General features: G+C 55.0%; 17 protein-coding genes. 13 read left to right on the forward strand and 4 right to left on the reverse strand.

All coding sequences use genetic code 11. From position 1 onward, the window contains the following. The first annotated feature begins 30 nt into the window (after window positions 1-30). The 3 genes from AB7M33_RS19300 (at window position 31) to AB7M33_RS19310 (ending at window position 4,024) form a co-directional block, all read left to right on the forward strand. Window positions 31-1,353 carry an MFS transporter gene (locus AB7M33_RS19300; RefSeq protein ID WP_138736149.1) on the forward strand — a complete coding sequence of 441 codons (1,323 nt, stop codon included), beginning with the start codon at window positions 31-33 and terminating at the stop codon, window positions 1,351-1,353. Window positions 1,354-1,385: 32 nt separating this feature from the next. Then, window positions 1,386-2,612 (forward strand): sugar MFS transporter, encoded by a 1,227-nt coding sequence (locus AB7M33_RS19305; protein WP_238341807.1) that lies wholly within the window; start codon window positions 1,386-1,388, stop codon window positions 2,610-2,612. A gap of 185 nt (window positions 2,613-2,797) precedes the next feature. Further along, window positions 2,798-4,024, forward strand: coding sequence for a maltoporin (locus AB7M33_RS19310; protein ID WP_138736151.1), 1,227 nt, complete (start codon window positions 2,798-2,800; stop codon window positions 4,022-4,024). Between the two features lie 168 nt (window positions 4,025-4,192). On the opposite strand, the gene AB7M33_RS19315 is transcribed toward AB7M33_RS19310, so the two are convergent. The 4 genes from AB7M33_RS19315 to AB7M33_RS19330 all read right to left on the reverse strand — a co-directional run bounded on the left by AB7M33_RS19315 (window position 4,193) and on the right by AB7M33_RS19330 (window position 8,606). Continuing rightward, on the reverse strand, window positions 4,193-4,414 hold the full coding sequence (locus AB7M33_RS19315; RefSeq protein WP_138736152.1) for a twin-arginine translocase TatA/TatE family subunit: 222 nt from the start codon (window positions 4,412-4,414) through the stop codon (window positions 4,193-4,195). Window positions 4,415-4,586: 172 nt separating this feature from the next. Then, a complete protein-coding gene (locus AB7M33_RS19320; protein WP_238341808.1) occupies window positions 4,587-5,345 on the reverse strand; it encodes a hypothetical protein in 759 nt (252 codons plus the stop codon). A gap of 405 nt (window positions 5,346-5,750) precedes the next feature. After that, window positions 5,751-7,208 (reverse strand): FAD-dependent oxidoreductase, encoded by a 1,458-nt coding sequence (locus AB7M33_RS19325; protein WP_454243341.1) that lies wholly within the window; start codon window positions 7,206-7,208, stop codon window positions 5,751-5,753. Window positions 7,209-7,592: 384 nt separating this feature from the next. Beyond that, on the reverse strand, window positions 7,593-8,606 hold the full coding sequence (locus AB7M33_RS19330) for an AraC family transcriptional regulator (protein ID WP_454243342.1): 1,014 nt from the start codon (window positions 8,604-8,606) through the stop codon (window positions 7,593-7,595). A 442-nt stretch (window positions 8,607-9,048) separates the two neighbouring features. Between AB7M33_RS19330 and antA the strand changes: the two genes are divergently transcribed. The 10 genes from antA to AB7M33_RS19380 all read left to right on the forward strand — a co-directional run bounded on the left by antA (window position 9,049) and on the right by AB7M33_RS19380 (window position 19,086). Next, complete coding sequence (gene antA, locus AB7M33_RS19335) at window positions 9,049-10,452, forward strand: anthranilate 1,2-dioxygenase large subunit (protein ID WP_138736155.1); 1,404 nt, start codon at window positions 9,049-9,051, stop codon at window positions 10,450-10,452. Window positions 10,453-10,455: 3 nt separating this feature from the next. Continuing rightward, entirely contained in the window at window positions 10,456-10,947 is a 492-nt protein-coding gene (gene antB, locus AB7M33_RS19340) for an anthranilate 1,2-dioxygenase small subunit (protein WP_138736156.1), read from the forward strand. A gap of 19 nt (window positions 10,948-10,966) precedes the next feature. Further along, window positions 10,967-11,986, forward strand: a complete 1,020-nt coding sequence (gene antC / locus AB7M33_RS19345; RefSeq protein WP_138736157.1) for an anthranilate 1,2-dioxygenase electron transfer component AntC — start codon at window positions 10,967-10,969, stop codon at window positions 11,984-11,986. Window positions 11,987-12,055: 69 nt separating this feature from the next. Then, a complete protein-coding gene (locus AB7M33_RS19350; RefSeq protein ID WP_454243343.1) occupies window positions 12,056-13,000 on the forward strand; it encodes a PDR/VanB family oxidoreductase in 945 nt (314 codons plus the stop codon). A gap of 21 nt (window positions 13,001-13,021) precedes the next feature. Then, a complete protein-coding gene (locus AB7M33_RS19355; protein WP_138736159.1) occupies window positions 13,022-14,353 on the forward strand; it encodes an aromatic ring-hydroxylating dioxygenase subunit alpha in 1,332 nt (443 codons plus the stop codon). After that, window positions 14,343-14,876: an aromatic-ring-hydroxylating dioxygenase subunit beta gene (locus AB7M33_RS19360; RefSeq protein WP_138736160.1), complete on the forward strand. Its 534-nt coding sequence runs from the start codon at window positions 14,343-14,345 to the stop codon at window positions 14,874-14,876. Before AB7M33_RS19355 ends, AB7M33_RS19360 begins: the two co-directional genes overlap by 11 nt. Next, complete coding sequence (locus tag AB7M33_RS19365; protein WP_138736161.1) at window positions 14,876-15,469, forward strand: cysteine hydrolase family protein; 594 nt, start codon at window positions 14,876-14,878, stop codon at window positions 15,467-15,469. Before AB7M33_RS19360 ends, AB7M33_RS19365 begins: the two co-directional genes overlap by 1 nt. After that, on the forward strand, window positions 15,466-16,254 hold the full coding sequence (locus tag AB7M33_RS19370) for an SDR family oxidoreductase (RefSeq protein ID WP_138736162.1): 789 nt from the start codon (window positions 15,466-15,468) through the stop codon (window positions 16,252-16,254). Before AB7M33_RS19365 ends, AB7M33_RS19370 begins: the two co-directional genes overlap by 4 nt. A 23-nt stretch (window positions 16,255-16,277) precedes the next feature. Continuing rightward, a complete protein-coding gene (locus AB7M33_RS19375; protein ID WP_454243344.1) occupies window positions 16,278-17,513 on the forward strand; it encodes a dienelactone hydrolase family protein in 1,236 nt (411 codons plus the stop codon). A gap of 106 nt (window positions 17,514-17,619) precedes the next feature. After that, entirely contained in the window at window positions 17,620-19,086 is a 1,467-nt protein-coding gene (locus AB7M33_RS19380; RefSeq protein WP_138736164.1) for an aldehyde dehydrogenase family protein, read from the forward strand. Window positions 19,087-19,107 lie beyond the last annotated feature (21 nt).

A 19,107-nucleotide genomic window follows, 5' to 3' on the forward strand; every position in this document is an offset into this window, starting at 1 on the left:
CTCTGCGTGAAGAACAAGAGGGGATACCCCATGAGTACTGCCACTGGAATCGTGCCTGAAACTGCTTCCCAAGAAGTGGACAAAAAGGATCTGCACCGGGTTATTGTCGCGAGCATCGCCGGAAGCGCCATGGAGTGGTACGACTTCTCGATTTACGGCACCGCTTCGGCGCTGATTTTTTCTGAACTGTTTTTCCCCGGTCTGGACAAGGTCACGGCGCTGCTGGCGATCTTCGCCACCTATGCAGTGGGATTTGTAGCGAGGCCCTTTGGCGGTCTGTTCTTCGGTCGCGTGGGCGACCGTAAAGGCCGCAAGTTCGTACTAGTTTCTACCGTATTGCTGATGGGGGTTTCGACGCTGCTGATCGGGCTCCTGCCTACCTACGGGCAGATCGGTGCGTGGGCAACAGGTTTATTGGTGATATTGCGTTTACTACAAGGTTTTGGCTCAGGCGCTGAGCAAGCTGGCGCCTCTCTGATCGTAGCCGAATTCGCGCCGAAGGAGACCCGCGGCTTTTACGCATCATTGCCCTTTGCTGGCATCATCATCGGCATCCTGCTGGCTGCAGGCATGTTTTCGGTCGTCCAGCAAATGCCCCATGACGACTTCATGGCTTGGGGATGGCGCATCCCGTTCCTCTTCAGCTTTGTGGTGATTGCGGTCGGCATCATCATCCGGCTGCGGGTGAGGGAAAGCCCAGTCTTCGAGGAAATGAAGCGGAAGAAACTCGCCAGCAAGCAGCCGGTGAAGGATCTCCTGCGCTACTCGCGCAAAAACCTGATCGTCGCCTGCTGCTTGCGAATCGGCGAGAACGGCACCTCGTACCTCTACCAGGTGTTCGCTCTGAGCTACCTGACCAAGGTGCTTCTGGTCGACAAATCGGTCGGCACGCTTGGCCTGATTGTGGCCGCGGGGTTATCTGTTTTGACTATCCCTCTCATCGGCTACCTGTCTGACCGACTGGGGCGCCGGGTGATGTATCGGGTGACGTCCCTGGTCGCAGCCCTATGGGCATTTCCTGCATTTTGGCTGTTCAACACCATGGACACGACCTTGATCGTATTGGGCATGGTGGTGGCAATCAGTCTGGGCGCTTTCGGCATGTATTCGGTACAGGCTGCTTACTTCCCTGAACTGTTTGATGCCCGCTATCGCTATACCGGGATCGCAGTGAGCAAGGAGTTTGCGGCACTCGCATCTGGCGGTATTGCGCCATTTATTGCTGCAGCACTGTTGAGTGGGGCAGGTAATCACTACTGGCCAGTAGCAACTTACGTCGTTCTATTGGCGGGCGTCTCGTTCGTGGCGACTTTCTTCGCGCCGGAGACACGGGGTTCCGAAATAAGCATCTGACCTTTGATAGTTCTAATAAAAACGAGGCGTATATGAACGTTCATCTCGACATGCCCGCGCGGGCGACTGCCACGTCTGCAACCAAGTTAGCTTTCATCTTGGTGACCAGTCTTTTTTTCATGTGGGGGTTCTCGCACGGGTTGTTGGATGTGCTGAATAAGCACTTCCAGGATACTTTGAATGTTAGCAAGGCGCAGTCAGGCTACCTGCAAGCGGCATATTTCGGAGCGTATTTCATCGTGGCGCTACCTGTTGGCGCGTTCATGGATCGCTGTGGGTACAAAGCCGGGATCTTGGTGGGGCTTGCGCTCTTCGCGTTGGGCGCGTTGCTCTTTATTCCAGCCACTAGCGCCGGCACCTTTGTGGCCTTCCTAGGGGCACTCTTCATCCTGGCATGCGGGCTGGGGTGCTTGGAGACTGCCGCTAACCTTTATGCCGCTGTGCTCGGTAGGCCGGAAACTGCCGAGAGGCGCCTCAACTTTGCCCAATCGTTCAATGGGCTCGGAGTGTTCATCGGCCCATTAATCGGTGGCTCGCTCTTCTTCGCTCCACCTATAGCCTTAGTGGGTGTAACTCTCGACCCGGTCATGCTGACCTACGCCACGCTGGGGCTGGTTGTGATTGTCATGATGGCCGTGTTCGCGGCGTTCCCCCTGCCGGAGATCCAGGCAGTTGGGGCTTCAAATGCTCCTTCCAGCACTGCTTGCTCCCTGTGGTCCCATACTAACTTCACCGGGGCGCTGGTGGCCCAGTTCTTCTACATGGCTGCCCAGGTAGGTGTAGGCGCTTTCTTCATCAACTACGCCATCGAGCATTGGAGTGGTCTGACCACTCAAAGGGCTTCCTACCTGCTGTCGGTTGCTATGCTCAGCTTCATGATAGGTCGATTCATCAGCACGCTTTTGATGAGCGTGATTCCTGCCACGGTCATGCTCGTGGCATATGCACTCATCAACGCCGGCCTTTGCGCCGTCGCTTTTGCTGGTATTGAACGGCTTTCGGTGTATGCCCTTATCGCCGTGTTCTTCTTCATGTCCATCCTCTACCCCAGCATTTTCGCCATGGGTGTGAAGAACCTGGGGGCGCATACCAAGAAGGCTGGCTCCTACTTGGTGATGACTTTGGTGGGTGGTGCAATCGCACCTTACTGCATGGGCACTGTGGCTGATGCTTACGGCACTGCTACCGCATTTATTATTCCCTTGGCGTGTTTTTTGGTCGTCGCTGGATACGGCTTCAAACAACATCGCAAGGCATAAACGCAGGTGACTGTTTGGGGCTCGGTTCTTGATCAGTCACCAGCTAAAGGTGGTCATCTTGCACCGTTATTGTTCAGGCTTTTGGATCTGAGTAACGGTGCCTTTTTTTGTAACTATAAACCCTCAATCTGTCTTATAAAACTCTGCCTTTTCAAATAAATAAAACAAGACTTAAGGTGTTCTGCATGAAGTTCAAAAGTCTCGGCGTTGTTCTAGGCGCGTTTACTGCTGCTGGTCTGTTGCCGGTGGAAGCGTGTGCGACAAACTTCAGTGGCTATTTCAGGACGGGGGTAGGGAGTTCTACCCAAGGTGGTAAGCAATCCTGCTTCCAGCTTCCGGGTGCAAGCTCGAAGTACCGTCTCGGCAACGAATGTGAGCAGTACTTGGAGCTTGACCTTCGCCAAGATCTCCTAACACTCGATGATGGGTCTGTTGTGAGCGTCGAAGGGATGGCGCAGTTCTACAACGAGTATGGACACGAATTGAAATTTGACGGTGACTACGGGTTCACCCGGATGCCCCAGCTGTATGCAGAATGGAGCAAGATGCCGGCGCTCAATGGGGGCTCATTATGGGCCGGGCGTCGCTACTACAACCGTAACGACATTCATATCAGCGACTACTACTACTGGAACCAGAGCGCCACAGGCTTCGGCTTCGACCAGCTCGAATGGAATGGGCTCAAGTACAGCTACGTTTTTTCGCGCAAAGACAATGTTTTCCAGCAGGACATGGTTAGCCGCCACGACTTCACCGTTGGTGGGATAAACACCAACCCAGGTGGCGAAATTCAGTTCGGTGTGAGCTATCTGGATAAACCGAGTCGCGATGGCGCCCACGCAGGCTGGTCTGCGGTGGTGCAGCACCGGCAGGAAGCGTTCCTAGGTGGGGTCAACAAGTTTGCCGTGCAGTATGGTGAGGGCCCCGGCACTGCCCTCGGTTACACAGGAGACTCGGCCCTGGACAACAGCAACCAGAGCTGGCGTTTGGTTGAGTTCTTCGATTGGCAGGTCACGCGTGCCTTCAGTGGTCAGTTCCAGGTAGTCTACCAGAATGACACGCGGTCAGACGGCCAAAATCAAAAGTGGCTCTCTGTGGGCCTCCGCCCAATCTACGCCTTCACCGATCAATTCAAATTCGTCACCGAGATCGGGCGTGATCAGGTGGAAGCTCCTGACGGTACGCGCAAGCTCACCAAGTACACGGTTGCTCCAACCTGGTCTCCGAAAGGGTCGGGGTTCTGGGAGCGTCCGGAGATCCGCTTGTACTATACCTATGCGACGTGGAACAAAGCAGCGCAAGCTGCTGCAGATCTAATGTCGCCTGGGACGGCACTGTCGAATACAGGTATCTTTGGCAGTGCTTTGCACGGTTCAAACGTCGGCGTCCAAATGGAATACTGGTGGAAGTAATCCGGTCAATATCCCTCTGCAGCTCACTCGCAGGAATAAATGCCGTGCATTGGATTACGGCCTCATGAGGGGCCGTAATCCTTTGCTTAACTACTGCGGAAGATATGGTGCTCTAGAACGGACGAGCGTAAGTCGTAATTACTAAGTTGACACAATTAATAATCGCTATTAGCAATGTTCGGATTTACTCGAAATCGTTTGCGGCCCGAGGGATGAGGAAGGGGGGGCTGAGGGCGGGCCCGGTTGGACTTCATCGTCTTTCATCGCTTGGCGGAATCCTTTTATGGTTTCACCCATGTCTGTCCCAAGCCCCTTGAGCTTCTTGGTGCCGAAGACCAGTACGACCACGATCAAGACTACAATCCAGTGTTTCCAATCCATAATACCCATTGGTTGCTCCCGTGTGTGAGCTGAGACGGACAGGGTCTTCCCCGGCATCATTAGTTAACGCTACAATCATGAGCACCTGTCCAGTGCATTGGTGTTGATTAAACAGTTTTCGATTGGGGGAAAGGGCTACCACGGCTGCCATGGCAGCGCTTTCCACCAAGTGGTTTATCGATCAGGCGCCATTAATTACCTTTGCCTCACTGTGGGGTTCGCAAGAACTAGCCAGTTCGGGCGCAGATCCTCGCCATGCAATAACACCTAGCCAGATGTAGAACACCGGAGTGGCATAGGTAACACCTGTGAGCGCAAGGCCGGCTAATTCCCCCATGCCCATGATTTTGCCGAAACTGGTTACTAATGCACAGGCTGCGTTCACGCAGGTAACCACTGCGAACATTCGTTTATGAGGCCACAAAACTATCGTCAGGCCGAGGTACCAAATGCCGGAGAGGAAAAACTCCAGTCGCCCCCACATACCGTCCTGGACTGCCATAGTGAGAATCCGAAAGATCTCTTGTGTAATCAATTGAATGGTAGGCTCTGTTGCCGTTGCGTGCAGCACTGTCAGGACGGGCCACACCACAGATAGAAGCGCGGCCCCGATAGCGCCTACAATGCCAAAAAGGATACCCGCTAGGGTCGCCAGGGTGAGCAAGTAGGGGCGATGCACTCGGAGCGAGAACCAGAGATAGATGCACGAGGGGATGCTGAACAAGTAAAATCCGAATAAATCACTGATCATCATCCACTTCAGATTGGCAGAGCCTGCAACCCCAACCTCAAGTTGCCCGGCGATATTCCCGGTCGCTTCATATTCAAAGCTGCCGGCCTGCAGGGCGAGGTAAATGGTGTTGAAGCACAGCACCACCGCTAGAATGTTCAGTAGTAATAGAAAGCGATTGCGCGTGAAGTGGGTCAGCGAATGACTCATGGCGTTAACCTCTCGTAAATAAACACGTCTATTGTTTAGCCTTTACCAGCGTGCAGAGGATGTCCGCACGCGTTTGAGCATCGGCTATCCCACCGAACGGCATCCTGTTTCCAGGTACCTGCAGTTGCGGGGCACGCAGGAAGGCATCCAGCCTGGCACGGCTCCAGATGAACTTGGTTTGCGCCAGAGCAGGCGAAAAAACGTAGCCCGGCTGGCTTCCAGCCGGTCTTCCGATCACACCGTTCAGATTAGGTCCAAGCTTCGAAGTATCGCCTGGCACTACCGTATGGCACACCGCACACTGGTGCCATGCTTGCTCGACCGCCAAGGGTTCACACGCTGGCTGGCTGGCACTGGCGCTCAATGGAAACAGCGCTAACACGGAGACAATGAGGCAAGCATTGATCACGATTTGCTGGACAGCAATCGGGATGCTTCACGGCCTGCTCGCAACCCCGTCTCGATGGCGCCGTCGATGAACCCTCGCCATCCATCCGCGACGTCGGAGCCTGCGAAGATCACCCGACCTTCGGTCTTGCGCATATCAGCACCGTACTTGCTCCACATGCCCACCTTGTAATCACACCAGCTGCCTTTTGAGTAGGGGTCGCTCGTCCAGTCGTATGCGAAGGTGTCCAGTACTTCAGCGTTTGGCAGCAGCTTATCTACCTCCTTCAAGACCAGCGCCTTGTTGTTGTAATCAAACCCTGGGGTGGGGTAGCCCATGCAGAAAAGCGTGGTGTGGTCGTCGTAGAAGTGATCGGTGTAGACCATGTTCACCGGGTGACCAACCCCCGCCAAACTCTGGTAGGCACCCTTGTTGCCCTTGACCTTGATTTTCAGTTTGAAGCCAGCACCCACATGGCGCTCCTTACTGGCGGCTACCTTGCCAGGGAGCAACGCGGGGGCCCATTGGATGTCGTTCCAGCAGTTCATCGGCATGGCTACGACACAGGCGCTGGCTCTAAAAACATCGCCATTTTCAACGGTCACGGTAACACCGGTAGCGTGATGCTCTACCTTGCGTACCGGGGTATTGGTTCTGACGTCAGCGTTACTGTCATCGAGCATGCTCTTGATCAGCGAGGAGGTGCCGGATTTGATGTAATACTGGGTACACGCGCGTAACAGGCGGCCCATGTCATTGTCGGCTCGGGCGTACCAATGCACCTGATCGAGCATGCCAGCTGTTTCCAGGCTACCGCTCACAGCCGTGGCGAAGAAGGACTCGAGGATGGTGTGCGTGGTGATATCCAGGTTGATTTGCTTTAGGCGTTGTGCGATCGAGATATCGTCGTGTTTCAAGAAGCTAGGGTCAAAGCCAGGGTCGTAAGGCCGAGGGAACGCGTTGATCAGGTCACCGCAAAACGCTTTCATCCCCTTGTCCAGCATCGCGAACGATTCCGCTGGATCGATGTTTTTCAACTGGTTGTTGATCAGCACCGTGCCATAGGTTGGGTTAGCCCCGGGCGTTTCATCGATCTCCAGGCCGTACCGTTTGATCTCCGCCCAGACATGGGGTTGGTACCAGTGGACCCACTGACCGCCTACTTCGGACTGTTGGCCGAAGATGTCCGCGGTCCAGGTGCGTCCTCCAACACGATTGCGAGCCTCGAGAACCAGGCATTTTTTACCTAGGGCACCCAATTCACGGGCGGCGGTCGAACCCGCCATGCCTGCGCCGATGATAATGACATCGTAGGCGCCGCTGGGAGACTTGCTTTCATCGTTGTTCGACGTTGCGGCTCGCACGAGAGAGGAGGCTGCAAGCGTGGTGACACCAATAGCCATCCCAAATAAAGTATGACGTCGGCTCAACTGGATCGAACTATCGCTTTTCTTGTCATTATCGTCAGTAGACATCATTCGCCCCATTACGCTTAATGAATGCGCGCCGCGCAATTGCAAACCTGCTCACCACAGGTCTGGTTAGCCGCCGGGCTACGCTCGATTTCTGTGAACAGCTACTGCAGCACTGATCAGTACTCAAGACAATTGTTGATCATGGCGCTGCACGTATATTTCACCCGAGACAAAACACTTATACAATCCAAAAACTTAGCAAAATGATCCGAAAAATGCGGCCAGGGACAAAATATATGGATGCCGGTGCCAGTTTTAGAAGCGCTGCGTTACACGTCGCTGCGACCGTTGACTGAGGCTGAGCCGAAAAAAGCCCCAGCGAGTTCATCGCCAGGGCCAAACGAATGCATCAGTCAAAGCGCTATCAGTCCGTCGCGGCAGATATCAACTCATGTGCGCGCGGGTAGTATCATTTCGATGCAGCGTCGCACTGGGCATCTCGTTGAATAATTTTCGGTACTCACTTGCGAATCGCCCTAGATGATTGAATCCCCATTCGGTGGCCACAGTGGATATGTTGGTGCCTCGGCCCCCTGTCAGCAGGTGCTTACGCACTTCGGATAGGCGAAATTTCTTCAGGTAGGCCATGGGTGACATCCCCATGTGTTTCCTGAAACCGTCGAAGAGTTTGAATCGCGAAACGCCCGCCGCGGCTTCGATGTCTTCCAAGCGTACATCTTCACGTGCATTGGCGTGGATGAAGTCTTTGGCGCGCACCAAGTAACTTGGTAACTTTCCGATCAACGTTTCCTGAATTTCATTGGTGTAGTTGTTTTTCTGTGCCAAGATTAAACCGCGGACCATCGCGGCTTCGATGTCTCGAGAAAACAGCGTCTGGTCAAACACACCGCCGTCCACCTCCTGCTCAGATACGAAGTGGGCGACCAGCCGCCACCAAGAGCCACTGGCACCGGTCTGGCTATCCATGACAGGGTCGAAATTAATAGGTATTTCCACCGGCCTTTTGAGGATTTCCTCCAGGGCCAGCCTCATCGACACGCGGGGGATAACCACAGAGATTTTCCTGCAGTTACCGGCCATCAACAGTTCCTGGCTGTGGAACGGTGACACGATGATCCCCACATTGCGGTTCGACTGTACGCGACTGCCCCGGTAGATCAGCTCCTGTTCGCCCGTCAGGGGCAGGCTAAGACTGTAGCTGTCCAGGTGATCCGATCCTTCCACACCGATACGCACGTCAGCGCCGTACTCCATGGTGCCAAGCGTCGTAGCGTAAGACTTGAAAACCCGCGCGCTGTGGCGAAACGACACCCTGTCAGGTTGCGCGCTCTGCAGGCTGTGCGGGCCGCAGACCTCCTCCATCCATGCACGAGCGCCAGCCATGTCATAGCTATTGATACGGATATCGCGAGGTTCAACGATATTGGGTGCGGTCATAGCAAGGCTCCACGGTTATGGACAGGTCGCTCTTCGGCGCGTGTCGCTCAAGCAGCAAGAGCTATGCCACGAGCGCTGTCGCTGGATGAGATCAGCGTATACGGACAGGGCGATCCGACTTTTTGGATAGACCCGTATTGTCTTAGTGCCAATCCTCCCCCGTCGTTCTGTTAATGCACCGATAGAGAGCAGATGGGCATTGCAATCGCACCAGTTGTTACCGTCTGAGTGTGCGAGTGGCGCCACCTTTATACCCATTGGCGAGTAACACTTCGCTGCGCTATTTATTGTTGATTATCGTTCTCATGAATGGGTTGCGATCACGAGACGATTGAAGCCTTCTCCTTAACTGGACTTAAGTCATCTACAAATCGGATAGACCGGATCGGAGTATCCACATTTAATGGGAGCCCTGGACAGCCGCACGATTGAGGATCTACCGATGAGCCGTATGCGCGACATAAGTCAATGGCAAGAATACATCGAAAGTTGCTTGGACTTTCGAAGCGAAGAAGGCATCTATCGTATTGCTCGGGATATGTTTACCGAGCCAGAGTTGTTCGACCTGGAGATGGAATTAATCTTCGAGAAGAACTGGATCTACGCCTGCCACGAAAGTGAAATCGCGAACAATCATGATTTCGTGACGATTCGCGCCGGACGTCAGCCATTGATCATCACGCGTGACGGCGAAGGTAAACTAAATGCGTTGATCAACGCGTGCCAGCATCGGGGAGCTACTCTGACGCGCGTCGGCAAAGGTAACCAGTCTACCTTTACCTGCCCATTCCATGCCTGGTGCTACAAGAGTGACGGTCGGCTGGTTAAAGTCAAGGCACCTACCGAATATGGCGAGGACTTCGACAAAGCAGCGCGTGGTCTTAAAAAGGCGCGAATAGAGAGCTATAAGGGCTTTGTATTTGTCAGTCTCGATGTTCAAGGTGCGGACAGTCTTGAGGCGTACCTTGGCGATGCAAAAGTATTTTTCGACATGATGGTCGCTCAGTCGCCCACCGGGGAACTTGAGGTCTTGCCAGGAAAGTCTGCGTATACCTATGACGGTAACTGGAAGTTGCAGAATGAGAATGGCCTCGACGGCTACCATGTGAGCACGGTCCACTATAACTACGTTTCGACGGTGCAGCATCGCCAGCAAGTCAACGCCGAAAAGGGTGTCGACTCAGGTGATACCTTGGATTACAGCAAACTGGGGGCGGGGGATACAGCGACCGACGATGGCTGGTTTGCGTTCAATAACGGTCACAGTGTGCTTTTCAGTGATATGCCCAACCCTGAGGTGCGCCCTGGTTATGCGACGATCATGCCGCGTCTGGTTGAAGAGTACGGTCAGGACAAAGCGGAGTGGATGATGCATCGCCTTCGAAACCTGAATGTATACCCCAGTATGTTTTTCCTGGACCAGATCAGCTCTCAACTGCGCATCATTCGCCCAATCGCCTGGGATAAGACAGAGATCAACAGCTTCTGTCTAGGCGTCAAGGGCGAATCTGACGCTGACCGCGAAAACCGCATACGGCAGTTCGAAGACTTCTTCAACGTTTCCGGTATGGGTACCCCCGACGATCTCGTCGAGTTCCGCGAAGCGCAACGTGGCTTCCAGGCTCGCTTGGAGCGCTGGAGTGACATTTCCCGCGGTCGCGACAAATGGACCACGGGGCCGACCCGGAATACCGAGACCATCGGCATACAGCCGGCCATGATCGGCGCGGAGTTCACACATGAAGGCCTGTACGTCAACCAGCATGGTAACTGGCAGAAGTTTCTACTCACCGGCCTCGCACGGAAAGCCGCTGAGGCCAACGCATTGAAACTTAAAGAGGTATAGGAAATGAGTGTTGAACTCCAATATCAAATCGAGCAGTTTCTCTACAAAAAATCAGCCCTGTGTGATGCCCAGGATTGGGATGGCTATCTGGCTCTGTTCAGCGAAGACAGTATCTTTCACTTGCCGCAATGGGATTCGGAACACGTCTATACCACCGACCCCAAAAAAGGCATGTCGCTGATCTACTATCCCAACCGAGGAGGGCTTGAGGACCGCGTTTTTCGCATACGTACTGGCAAGGCGGCCTCGGCAACTCCCATGCCGCGCACGCTTCACCAGATCAGTAATGTGCGTATCCAGCCGTTGGAGGGGGGCGACCTGGAGGTACAGGTCAACTGGCAGACTTTGTACTATCGCCAAGCGACGTCGGAGCAATTCTATGGGCGGGCCACGTACACCCTGCGGCCGCACGCTGAGAGCTGGTTGATCTCCAAGAAGCACACCGTGCTGCTGAATGACACGATCAATTCGGTGCTGGATTTCTACCACATTTAAGTCGCGAAAAGGTTAAGCCATGTACAAGGTTGCGTTGAACTTCTCTGACGGCAAGACTCTGTTTTGCGCGGTGCGCCCTAACGACATTCTGTTGGATGCGGCACTCAAGAGCGGAATTAAAATCCCCCTGGATTGCCGAGAAGGGGTTTGCGCGACCTGTCAGGGCCGCTGCGAGTCCGGTATGTACACTCAAGATTACGTCGATGAAGAAGCACTCTCGTCGCAGGATTTGGCTGACCGCAAAATATTATCGTGCCAAACCCGAGTACTTTCTGACGCCTCGTTCTACTTTGATTTCGACTCGACGCTATGTGGTGGTGAAGGAGCGGCGGACGTCACGACGACTGTGACCCAGGTCATCCATGTCTCCGACAGTACCGCGATCATCAAAGTCGAAATCGACAGTGATCAACCGGTGCTGAATTACCTCCCAGGCCAGTACGCCCGCCTCAAGGTTCCAGGGACCGAGCACAGTCGTTCGTACTCATTTGCCTGTGCACCAGGTAGCCGGAACCTGGAGTTCCTGGTGCGCCTGTTGCCCAGTGGTGTGATGACGGACTACGTGCGTGAGCGCTGCAAAGTGGGCGATACCATCAAGATGGAAGCGCCACTGGGGGCATTTTACCTTCGACACATCGACCGACCGGTGATCATGGTCGCAGGTGGTACCGGGCTCTCTGCGTTTCTCGGGATGCTCGACCAACTCGCCGAAAAAGGCGGTTCGGGATTCCCTGTTCATCTCTTTTACGGGGTCCGGACCGAGCAGGATCTGTGTGAACTGACGCGTATCGAAACCTACAGAGCGCGTATCCAAGGCTTTGAGTTTACACCCGTATTGAGTGATCCCGGCGACTCTTGGGAGGGGCGAAAAGGCTTCATCCCAGCGCACCTTGGCCAATACGAACGCACGGATACGCCGTTTGACATGTATATGTGCGGCCCGCCGCCAATGGTCGAATCTATCAAGGCGTGGCATGCCGATAAGGCCCGGACGGCAGTGCGCATGTACTTTGAGAAGTTTACTGAAAGCAACACCTAGGCCAAAAGTCAACTGCAGGCTTCCTGTCAAGTTTACTGATCGATCGCCATATGCGTGTAGGGTCTCGTTATGTCCAGTTTGACGTTGAAAGTTGAAAAAATTGAAAGTCTGACTCCGCGTATTCGCCGTGTGGTACTTACCACGCTGGATAACGCGCCGCTGCCGGATTTCACACCCGGTGCGCATATCGAGTTGCATATTCCCGGCGGGCGCAAGCAAAAGCGCGCGTATTCGATAGTCAATCTATCGGCCAGGGATCATTACGAAATTGCTGTCCAACTCGATGAACAAAGCACCGGCGGCTCGAAGTGGGTCCACAGCCTCGTCGAGGGGCAACAGGTGGAGGTAGAGATTCCTAAGAACCACTTTCCGCTGATTGCCGAGGCCGAACACTACGTACTGATCGCAGGCGGGATCGGCATTACACCGATGCTGAGCATGGCCCGTGCCCTGGTCGAGTCTGAGCAGGCTTTCACCCTTCATTACGCCGGCCGCGACGCTTCCAACATGGCGTATCTGGCGGAGGTTCAATGCCTGGAAAACAGCCAGTGCTGGATCAGCGGTGGAGACGCGTCAAAGCGTTTTCCTGCTGCACGGGTTCTCGCCAACCCTGGCAGTAATACGCACCTCTACATCTGCGGGCCCACCCAGATGATCACTGCGGTAATACAGACCGCACGCGAACTCGGCTGGCCAGAAGAGCAGGTGCATTACGAACTGTTCGCTGGCGCCTTGGAAGTAGATGGGGATCAGGCATTTGAGGTCGAACTGCGGGGCAGCGGGGTCACCCTGACCGTGAATGCAGGGCAAAACTTGCTAGATGTGATGGTCGAGGCCGGCCTGGATCCTATGTTCGATTGTCGCCGTGGAGACTGCGGCGTATGTGTCACCCAGATTTTGGACGGAGAGGCCGATCACCGGGATATCTGCCTGTCCGATCGCGAACGCTCGGGTGGGGCGTTCTGCACCTGTGTTTCTCGTGCCAAGACCGCCAAATTGGTGCTGGACCTCTAATCAGTTACGGAGAGAACAACAATGATTCCTACAAATGAACAAATCGCTGACCTGATTCGAGAAGACAGCGTTCACAAAAGCGTTTATACCGACCCCGTTCTGTTTCAGCTCGAGATGGAACGAATCTACGGCCACGCGTGGATTTACGTAGGACACGAGAGCCAGGTCAAGAACGTAGGCGATTACCACACCACCCGCATCGGTGACCAAGATGTGGTGATGGTGAGAGCGCCCGACGGCAAAGTGAACGTCCATTACAACCGCTGCCCTCACAAAGGGGCAAAGTTAGTTGCCGATGGTGACGGGAATGTCGGGAAGTTCTTTCGCTGCCCTTACCATGCCTGGACCTTCAAGCTCGACGGCTCACACTTGTCCACCCCCCTGAAAAGCGGATTCGAGGGCACTTGCTACGATCCCAAACATCCCGATTTCTCCATGGTCAGCGTCGCCCGTGTTGATAGCTATCGCGGTTTTGTGTTCGCCAGCCAAGCCGCTTATGGAGAAGATCTGAAGACCTTCCTCGGCGGTGTAGTGACGTCTATTGACAACATGTGCGACCGCTCTCCTGTTGGCGAACTGGAGGTGGCCGGGGGCATTTTCCGTGTGCAGCAACGCTCCAACTGGAAGGTTTTTTACGAAAATCTGCACGACACCATGCACGCCCGCGTGACTCACGAGTCCTCCGTGGATGCCGCTCGTCAGGAAGCCGAAGCCATCGGTGAGATGCCCTTCGAACTGCTGATTATGGATGGCAACGGAGAGCCTTATGACTTCTGGGAAAAACTGGAACTCAGGGCTTACCACAATGGCCATGGCTACATGGAAGCGATTTTCGATCCAGGTGCCGCAGAACGTGATGAAGTGGCGAAGGCGCATTTCGACTGTCTGAGCGAGGCATACGGTGCCGAGCGGGCGCGAGAAATCATGGGCATGAATCGTCACAACACCGTCATCTACGGCAGCGGTTCGCCTCATACCGTTTTCATGCAGTTCCGGGTGATTCGGCCCGTGGCGGTGGATAAAACCATCGTTGAAATTCAGACATTCCGCTGCAAGGGCGCGCCGGAAGTAGTGTTCGATCGCGCCCTCACGTACGCCAACGTCATCAATTCACCGTCCTCGAACGTCATGCCAGACGATGTTGAAGTCTACGCCCGTTGCCAGGAAGGCAACATGACCCGTGGTGGCAACTGGATCAGCATGCACCGCTATGCGGGCACCGACAAGATCCTGGAGGACGGCGCGGTTTCTACAAACGGCACCAGTGAGTTGCCAATGCGCAACCAATTCGCCGCCTGGAAAAAATTCATGACCGGAACCCTCATCGCCAAGGAGAGCAACCATGTTGCTTGACCGAAATTTCAACGTAAACACCACTGTTCTGACACCCACTACTGTCGATGAAAGCACGCTGCGCTCGCTCGAGCAGTTCGTCTATCGAGAAGCGCGATTGCTGGATACCTGGAAATTCTGGGAGTGGGACAAGCTCTTTACCGATGACGGTATGTACTGGGTCCCGCACAAGCACAATCAAGAAAACCCGTTCGATCATATTTCCCTATTCTGGGAGAACCGTATGCTGCGTGAAACGCGCATTCGGCGGGTCGAGAATGCGCGCAATTGGTCCCAGCAGCCCCAGACCCAGACAGCGCACCTGGTTGGCAATATCTGCGTTGAAGGCTTTGACGAAGATGACTATTTGGTGGTGAGCGCCAGCTTCCAGGCCACCGAATGGCGTCTTGATCAACGGCAACTCGCAGGGCGCTACACCTATAAGTTGGCGGGTAACAAGGCCGATGGCTGGAAGATCAAGCTCAAGCGGGTAGACCTGGTCAACTGCAATGACGTCTTCGCCAACCTCGAGGTGTTCGTGTGATGGAGCGGCCAGTCGTTATCGCGCTTCATTACCAGAACGACGTGTTGCACGCAGACGGTCGTATAAAGGTTGGTCTGGATAGCGATGGCGAGGCGCGTGCGCATCTAATCTTGGCCGCTGAAAAACTCCTGCGAGGCGCCCGTAAAAACGACTGGCCCATCATTCATGCCCGAGTGGCCTATCGGGGTAATTATTCCGATTTGATCGCGAACGCGCCGATTTTGCAAAACGTCAGAAAGATTGGCGCGGTCATTGATGGATCGTGGGGTGCCGAGTTTCTCGATGCCCTGAGGCCTTACGAGAGCAGCAATGAGTTTGTGGTGACACACAAACGCATAAATGCATTCTACGGAACGCACGCTGAAGCGCTGCTGACCATGCTTGGCGCGCGGACACTGATCATCGCCGGCGTGGCAACTCACTCGGTGGTGGAGAGCACGGTGCGGCATGCAGTGGACTGTGGTTACCGAGTGGTCGTCCCTGCTGACGCATGCGCATCAGCGGACCCTGCGGTGCACCAGGCCTCCCTCAACAGCATGAGTCTTATCGCCAACGTCACCAGCGTCAGTCAGTTGATGGAGTCATCGCTATGAGTCTTGACGGAAAAGTGGCAATCGTCACGGGGAGTACCCAAGGGTTGGGCCTGGATATCGCCAAGGTCCTGCTCGCCCAAGGCGCAGAAGTCATGCTGGTAGGCAGGAATGCGAAAGTCGGCCACGAGCTGAGTGAAGCGCTAGGTCCCTGTGCATCCTATACCGAATGCGATATTGAAAACGATGAAGACATCGACACGTGCATCGACAACACGATCAATCAATTCGGCAAGATCGACATCCTGGTTAATAACGCCTGTCTCTACGCCGACAATGGCCTCGCGTCATCACGCGAGGAATGGCACCAGAGTCTGAGTGTCAACATCGTTTCATCCGCGATGTTCGTGCAAAAAGTCTCAGCGGTTCTGGGTAATGGCAGCACGATCGTCAACATCACCAGCACTGGCGGCAAGTTTGGTGCAGCCGGCAGGGCACTGTACCCGGCCTCCAAAGCCGCGATGCTGCAACTGACCAAGAATTTTGCAGTGAGTCTCGCGCCCCAAGGTATCCGCGTTCTGAGTGTTTCACCCGCCTGGACCTGGTCGCCGAGTGTCGCTTCGTTGACCAACAACGATATTGATCTTGCCGACAAGGTGGGGGCGTATTTTCACCCCCTTGGCCGCGTAGGTCGGGGCGATGAAATCGGTAATGTGGTTGCCTTCCTTTGCACTGGTGGTGCCTCCTGGATGACCGGCGTTGACGTCCCGGTCGATGGCGGTTTTTCGATCCTGGGTCCGGACCGGGGTTTGTCGCCGCGGGTCTGGTTCCAGCGTCATTGCGAATAGTTCAATTTCAAGGAGTAAGACACATGGGCGAATTCATTGCTATCCAGACGATGGATAAACAACAGACCTTCCGCGGCTACCTCGCAGTACCGGCCAGCGGCAAAGGGCCCGGTCTAGTGCTCGGGCAAGAGATTTTCGGTGTCAACGCCAACATGCGTGCAGTCGCCGATCTTTACGCGGAGGAGGGCTATGTCGTGCTCGTCCCCGATCTTTTCTGGAGGCTGGAGCGTGATGTAGACCTGGGCTACACGCAGGAAGACTTTGCCAAAGCCATTGATCTTTTCCAGCGCATGGACGTTGATGCGGCCGTCAGTGACATTGCTGCCAGTTTCGCCAAACTTGAGACGTTGAATCAGGTCGAAGGGGATGGCTTGGGCTACGTCGGCTTCTGCATGGGTGGCAAGCTTGCCTACCTGACTGCAACGCGCACCAAAGCCGCATGCTCTATCGGTTTCTACGGTATGGGTATTGAAAACTACCTCGACGAAGTCGATGAAGTATCGGGCCGGCTGGTGCTGCACTTTGCCGAAAACGACAACTACTGTGATGCCGGCGCGCGGGCGAAAATCTGTGCTGCGCTTAACGCAAACAATCGCGCTGAGGTCTATATCTATCCCAACGTTGATCACGCGTTTGCCCGTGTCGGAAGTGCGCACTTCGATAAACCGGCCGCACTCATGGCTCACGAGCGGACCATAGCGGCGCTGAAGCGCGAGATCGGCCCGCATTTCAACCTGTCCCACCTTTGGGACGAGCACGTCAAGCACGAGTTCGAAACCCGTGATGTGCCGGCCACCATGGCGACGATGGTCGCCGAACCGTATGTAAACCATATCCCGACCATGACGGGCGGCGTAGGCAACAAGCAGCTCAGCCGGTTCTATCAGCACCACTTCGTGCATGGCAACCCACCGGACATGAAATTGATCCCCTTGTCTCGGACGGTCGGTGCGCTGCAGATCGTTGACGAATTCATCATGTGCTTCACGCACACCACCGAGATCGACTGGTTGCTGCCTAACGTTGCGCCGACTGGGAATTATGTCGAGATTCCGATGCTGGGTGTGGTCAGATTCCGCGGTGACAAGCTCTATCACGAGCATATCTACTGGGACCAGGCGAGCGTGCTCGTCCAGATCGGTCTGCTGAACCCAGAAGGGCTGCCGGTGGCAGGTGTGATCACTGCACAGAAACTGCTAGACGAAACCCTGCCTTCCAACACACTGATGGCGAATTGGAAAAACAGCGAATCTCTCTGAATTCACGCGTGCGGAATCGTCACCAACACGGTTCCCACTGACATTTCTCTGCCGATACGCTCCGCGCCGTTCACCGGAGCAAAACCAGACTAAAAGGCGGGCTACAATGACTGACTTGGCCGCAACATCTCTCAAAACCTATCATCCCTACATCAATGGCAGATCCTGGGGGAGCGATGACCAGCCGGAGCAGGTGGTTATCAATCCTTATGACCAAACCCCCATCGCACGCGTCAAACTGGCCACAGCCGCCGATATCGACAGTGCTATCGCTGCCGCGTATGAAGCCCAGAAAAGCTGGGGCAAGACACTGGCCAAAGAGCGTGAGGCGGTTCTCTGCCGTGCTGCAGATATCATAGAGCGCCGTCGCGGGGACATTGCCAAGATCCTCATCGAGGAAGGTGGCAATGTTTTCGGCAAGGCGATGTTCGAATGCGATTACATGGTCAGTACTTTCCGCATTGCGGCGGGGCAAGCCCGAGATGTCCGTGGTGAGACGATGCCTGCTGATGGGCCGGGCCGGATTTCCATGTCGTTCCGACAGCCGCTCGGAGTTATCGCAGGTGTGGGGCCGTTCAACGCTCCATTGCTCCTGAACGGCAAGAAGCTTGCGCCCGCATTGGCTGCAGGCAATGCGTTCTTGCTCAAACCCGCTCCGCAAACTCCGCTCATTGGCCTGCTGTTCGCGGAAATACTCGAGGAAGCGGGCCTGCCGCCGGGCGTCTTCAACGTCCTGCCGACGACCAACGAAGCACTGGGCGACACATTCTTCTCGGATAAACGCGTGAAGATGGTCACCTTCACCGGTTCGGCGAAAGTTGGACAGTACCTCTCCGAACTCGCCGGGAAATTCCAGAAGCGCATCGTGCTGGAGCTGGGCGGAAAAAGCCCGATCGTGATTCTGCAGGACGCCGATCTTGACTACGCGGTGCGCGCCGCCGCGTTTGGTATCTTCTTCAACCAGGGTCAGGTATGCATGGCCAACTCCCGGATTATCGTCGAAGCACCGATCTACGATACATTCTGCCGCGCCTTTGCCGAGAAAGTGCGGTCCATTCGTTCCGGTGACCCTGCCGATCCGTCGACCATCATCGGGCCGTTGATCAATGCCCGCCAATGCGAGTTCATCAAAGGTCAGATCGACGACGCCGTGTCCAAAGGTGCCACCCTCCTGGCGGGGGGGGAGTACCGCGGTAATTTATTCCAGCCCTCGGTACTTACAGATGTTGGGCCGTCGATGGCGGTCTATAACGAAGAGACCTTCGGCCCCTTGGTCTCAATCTACAAGGCGAGGGACTATGAGCATGCGGTTGAACTGGCCAACGACACGTCATATGGTCTGTCTTCCGGGATTGTGACCAACGACTTGCAAAAGGCATTCGATTTCGCCATGCGGGTAGAGGCGGGCTCCGTTCATATCAATGACAATTCGTTTGACGACGACCCTAACGCACCCTTCGGTGGTTTCAAAGACAGCGGCCACGGTAAAGAGAATGGTCGTTACTCGGTTCAGGACATGACTGAGCTGAAATGGGTAACACTCCAGTTGGGCGAGCGCAAGTTCCCGCTCTGATACATTGAATTTACCCTGCCC

Source organism: Pseudomonas sp. Y3 TE3536 (genome assembly GCF_053629175.1).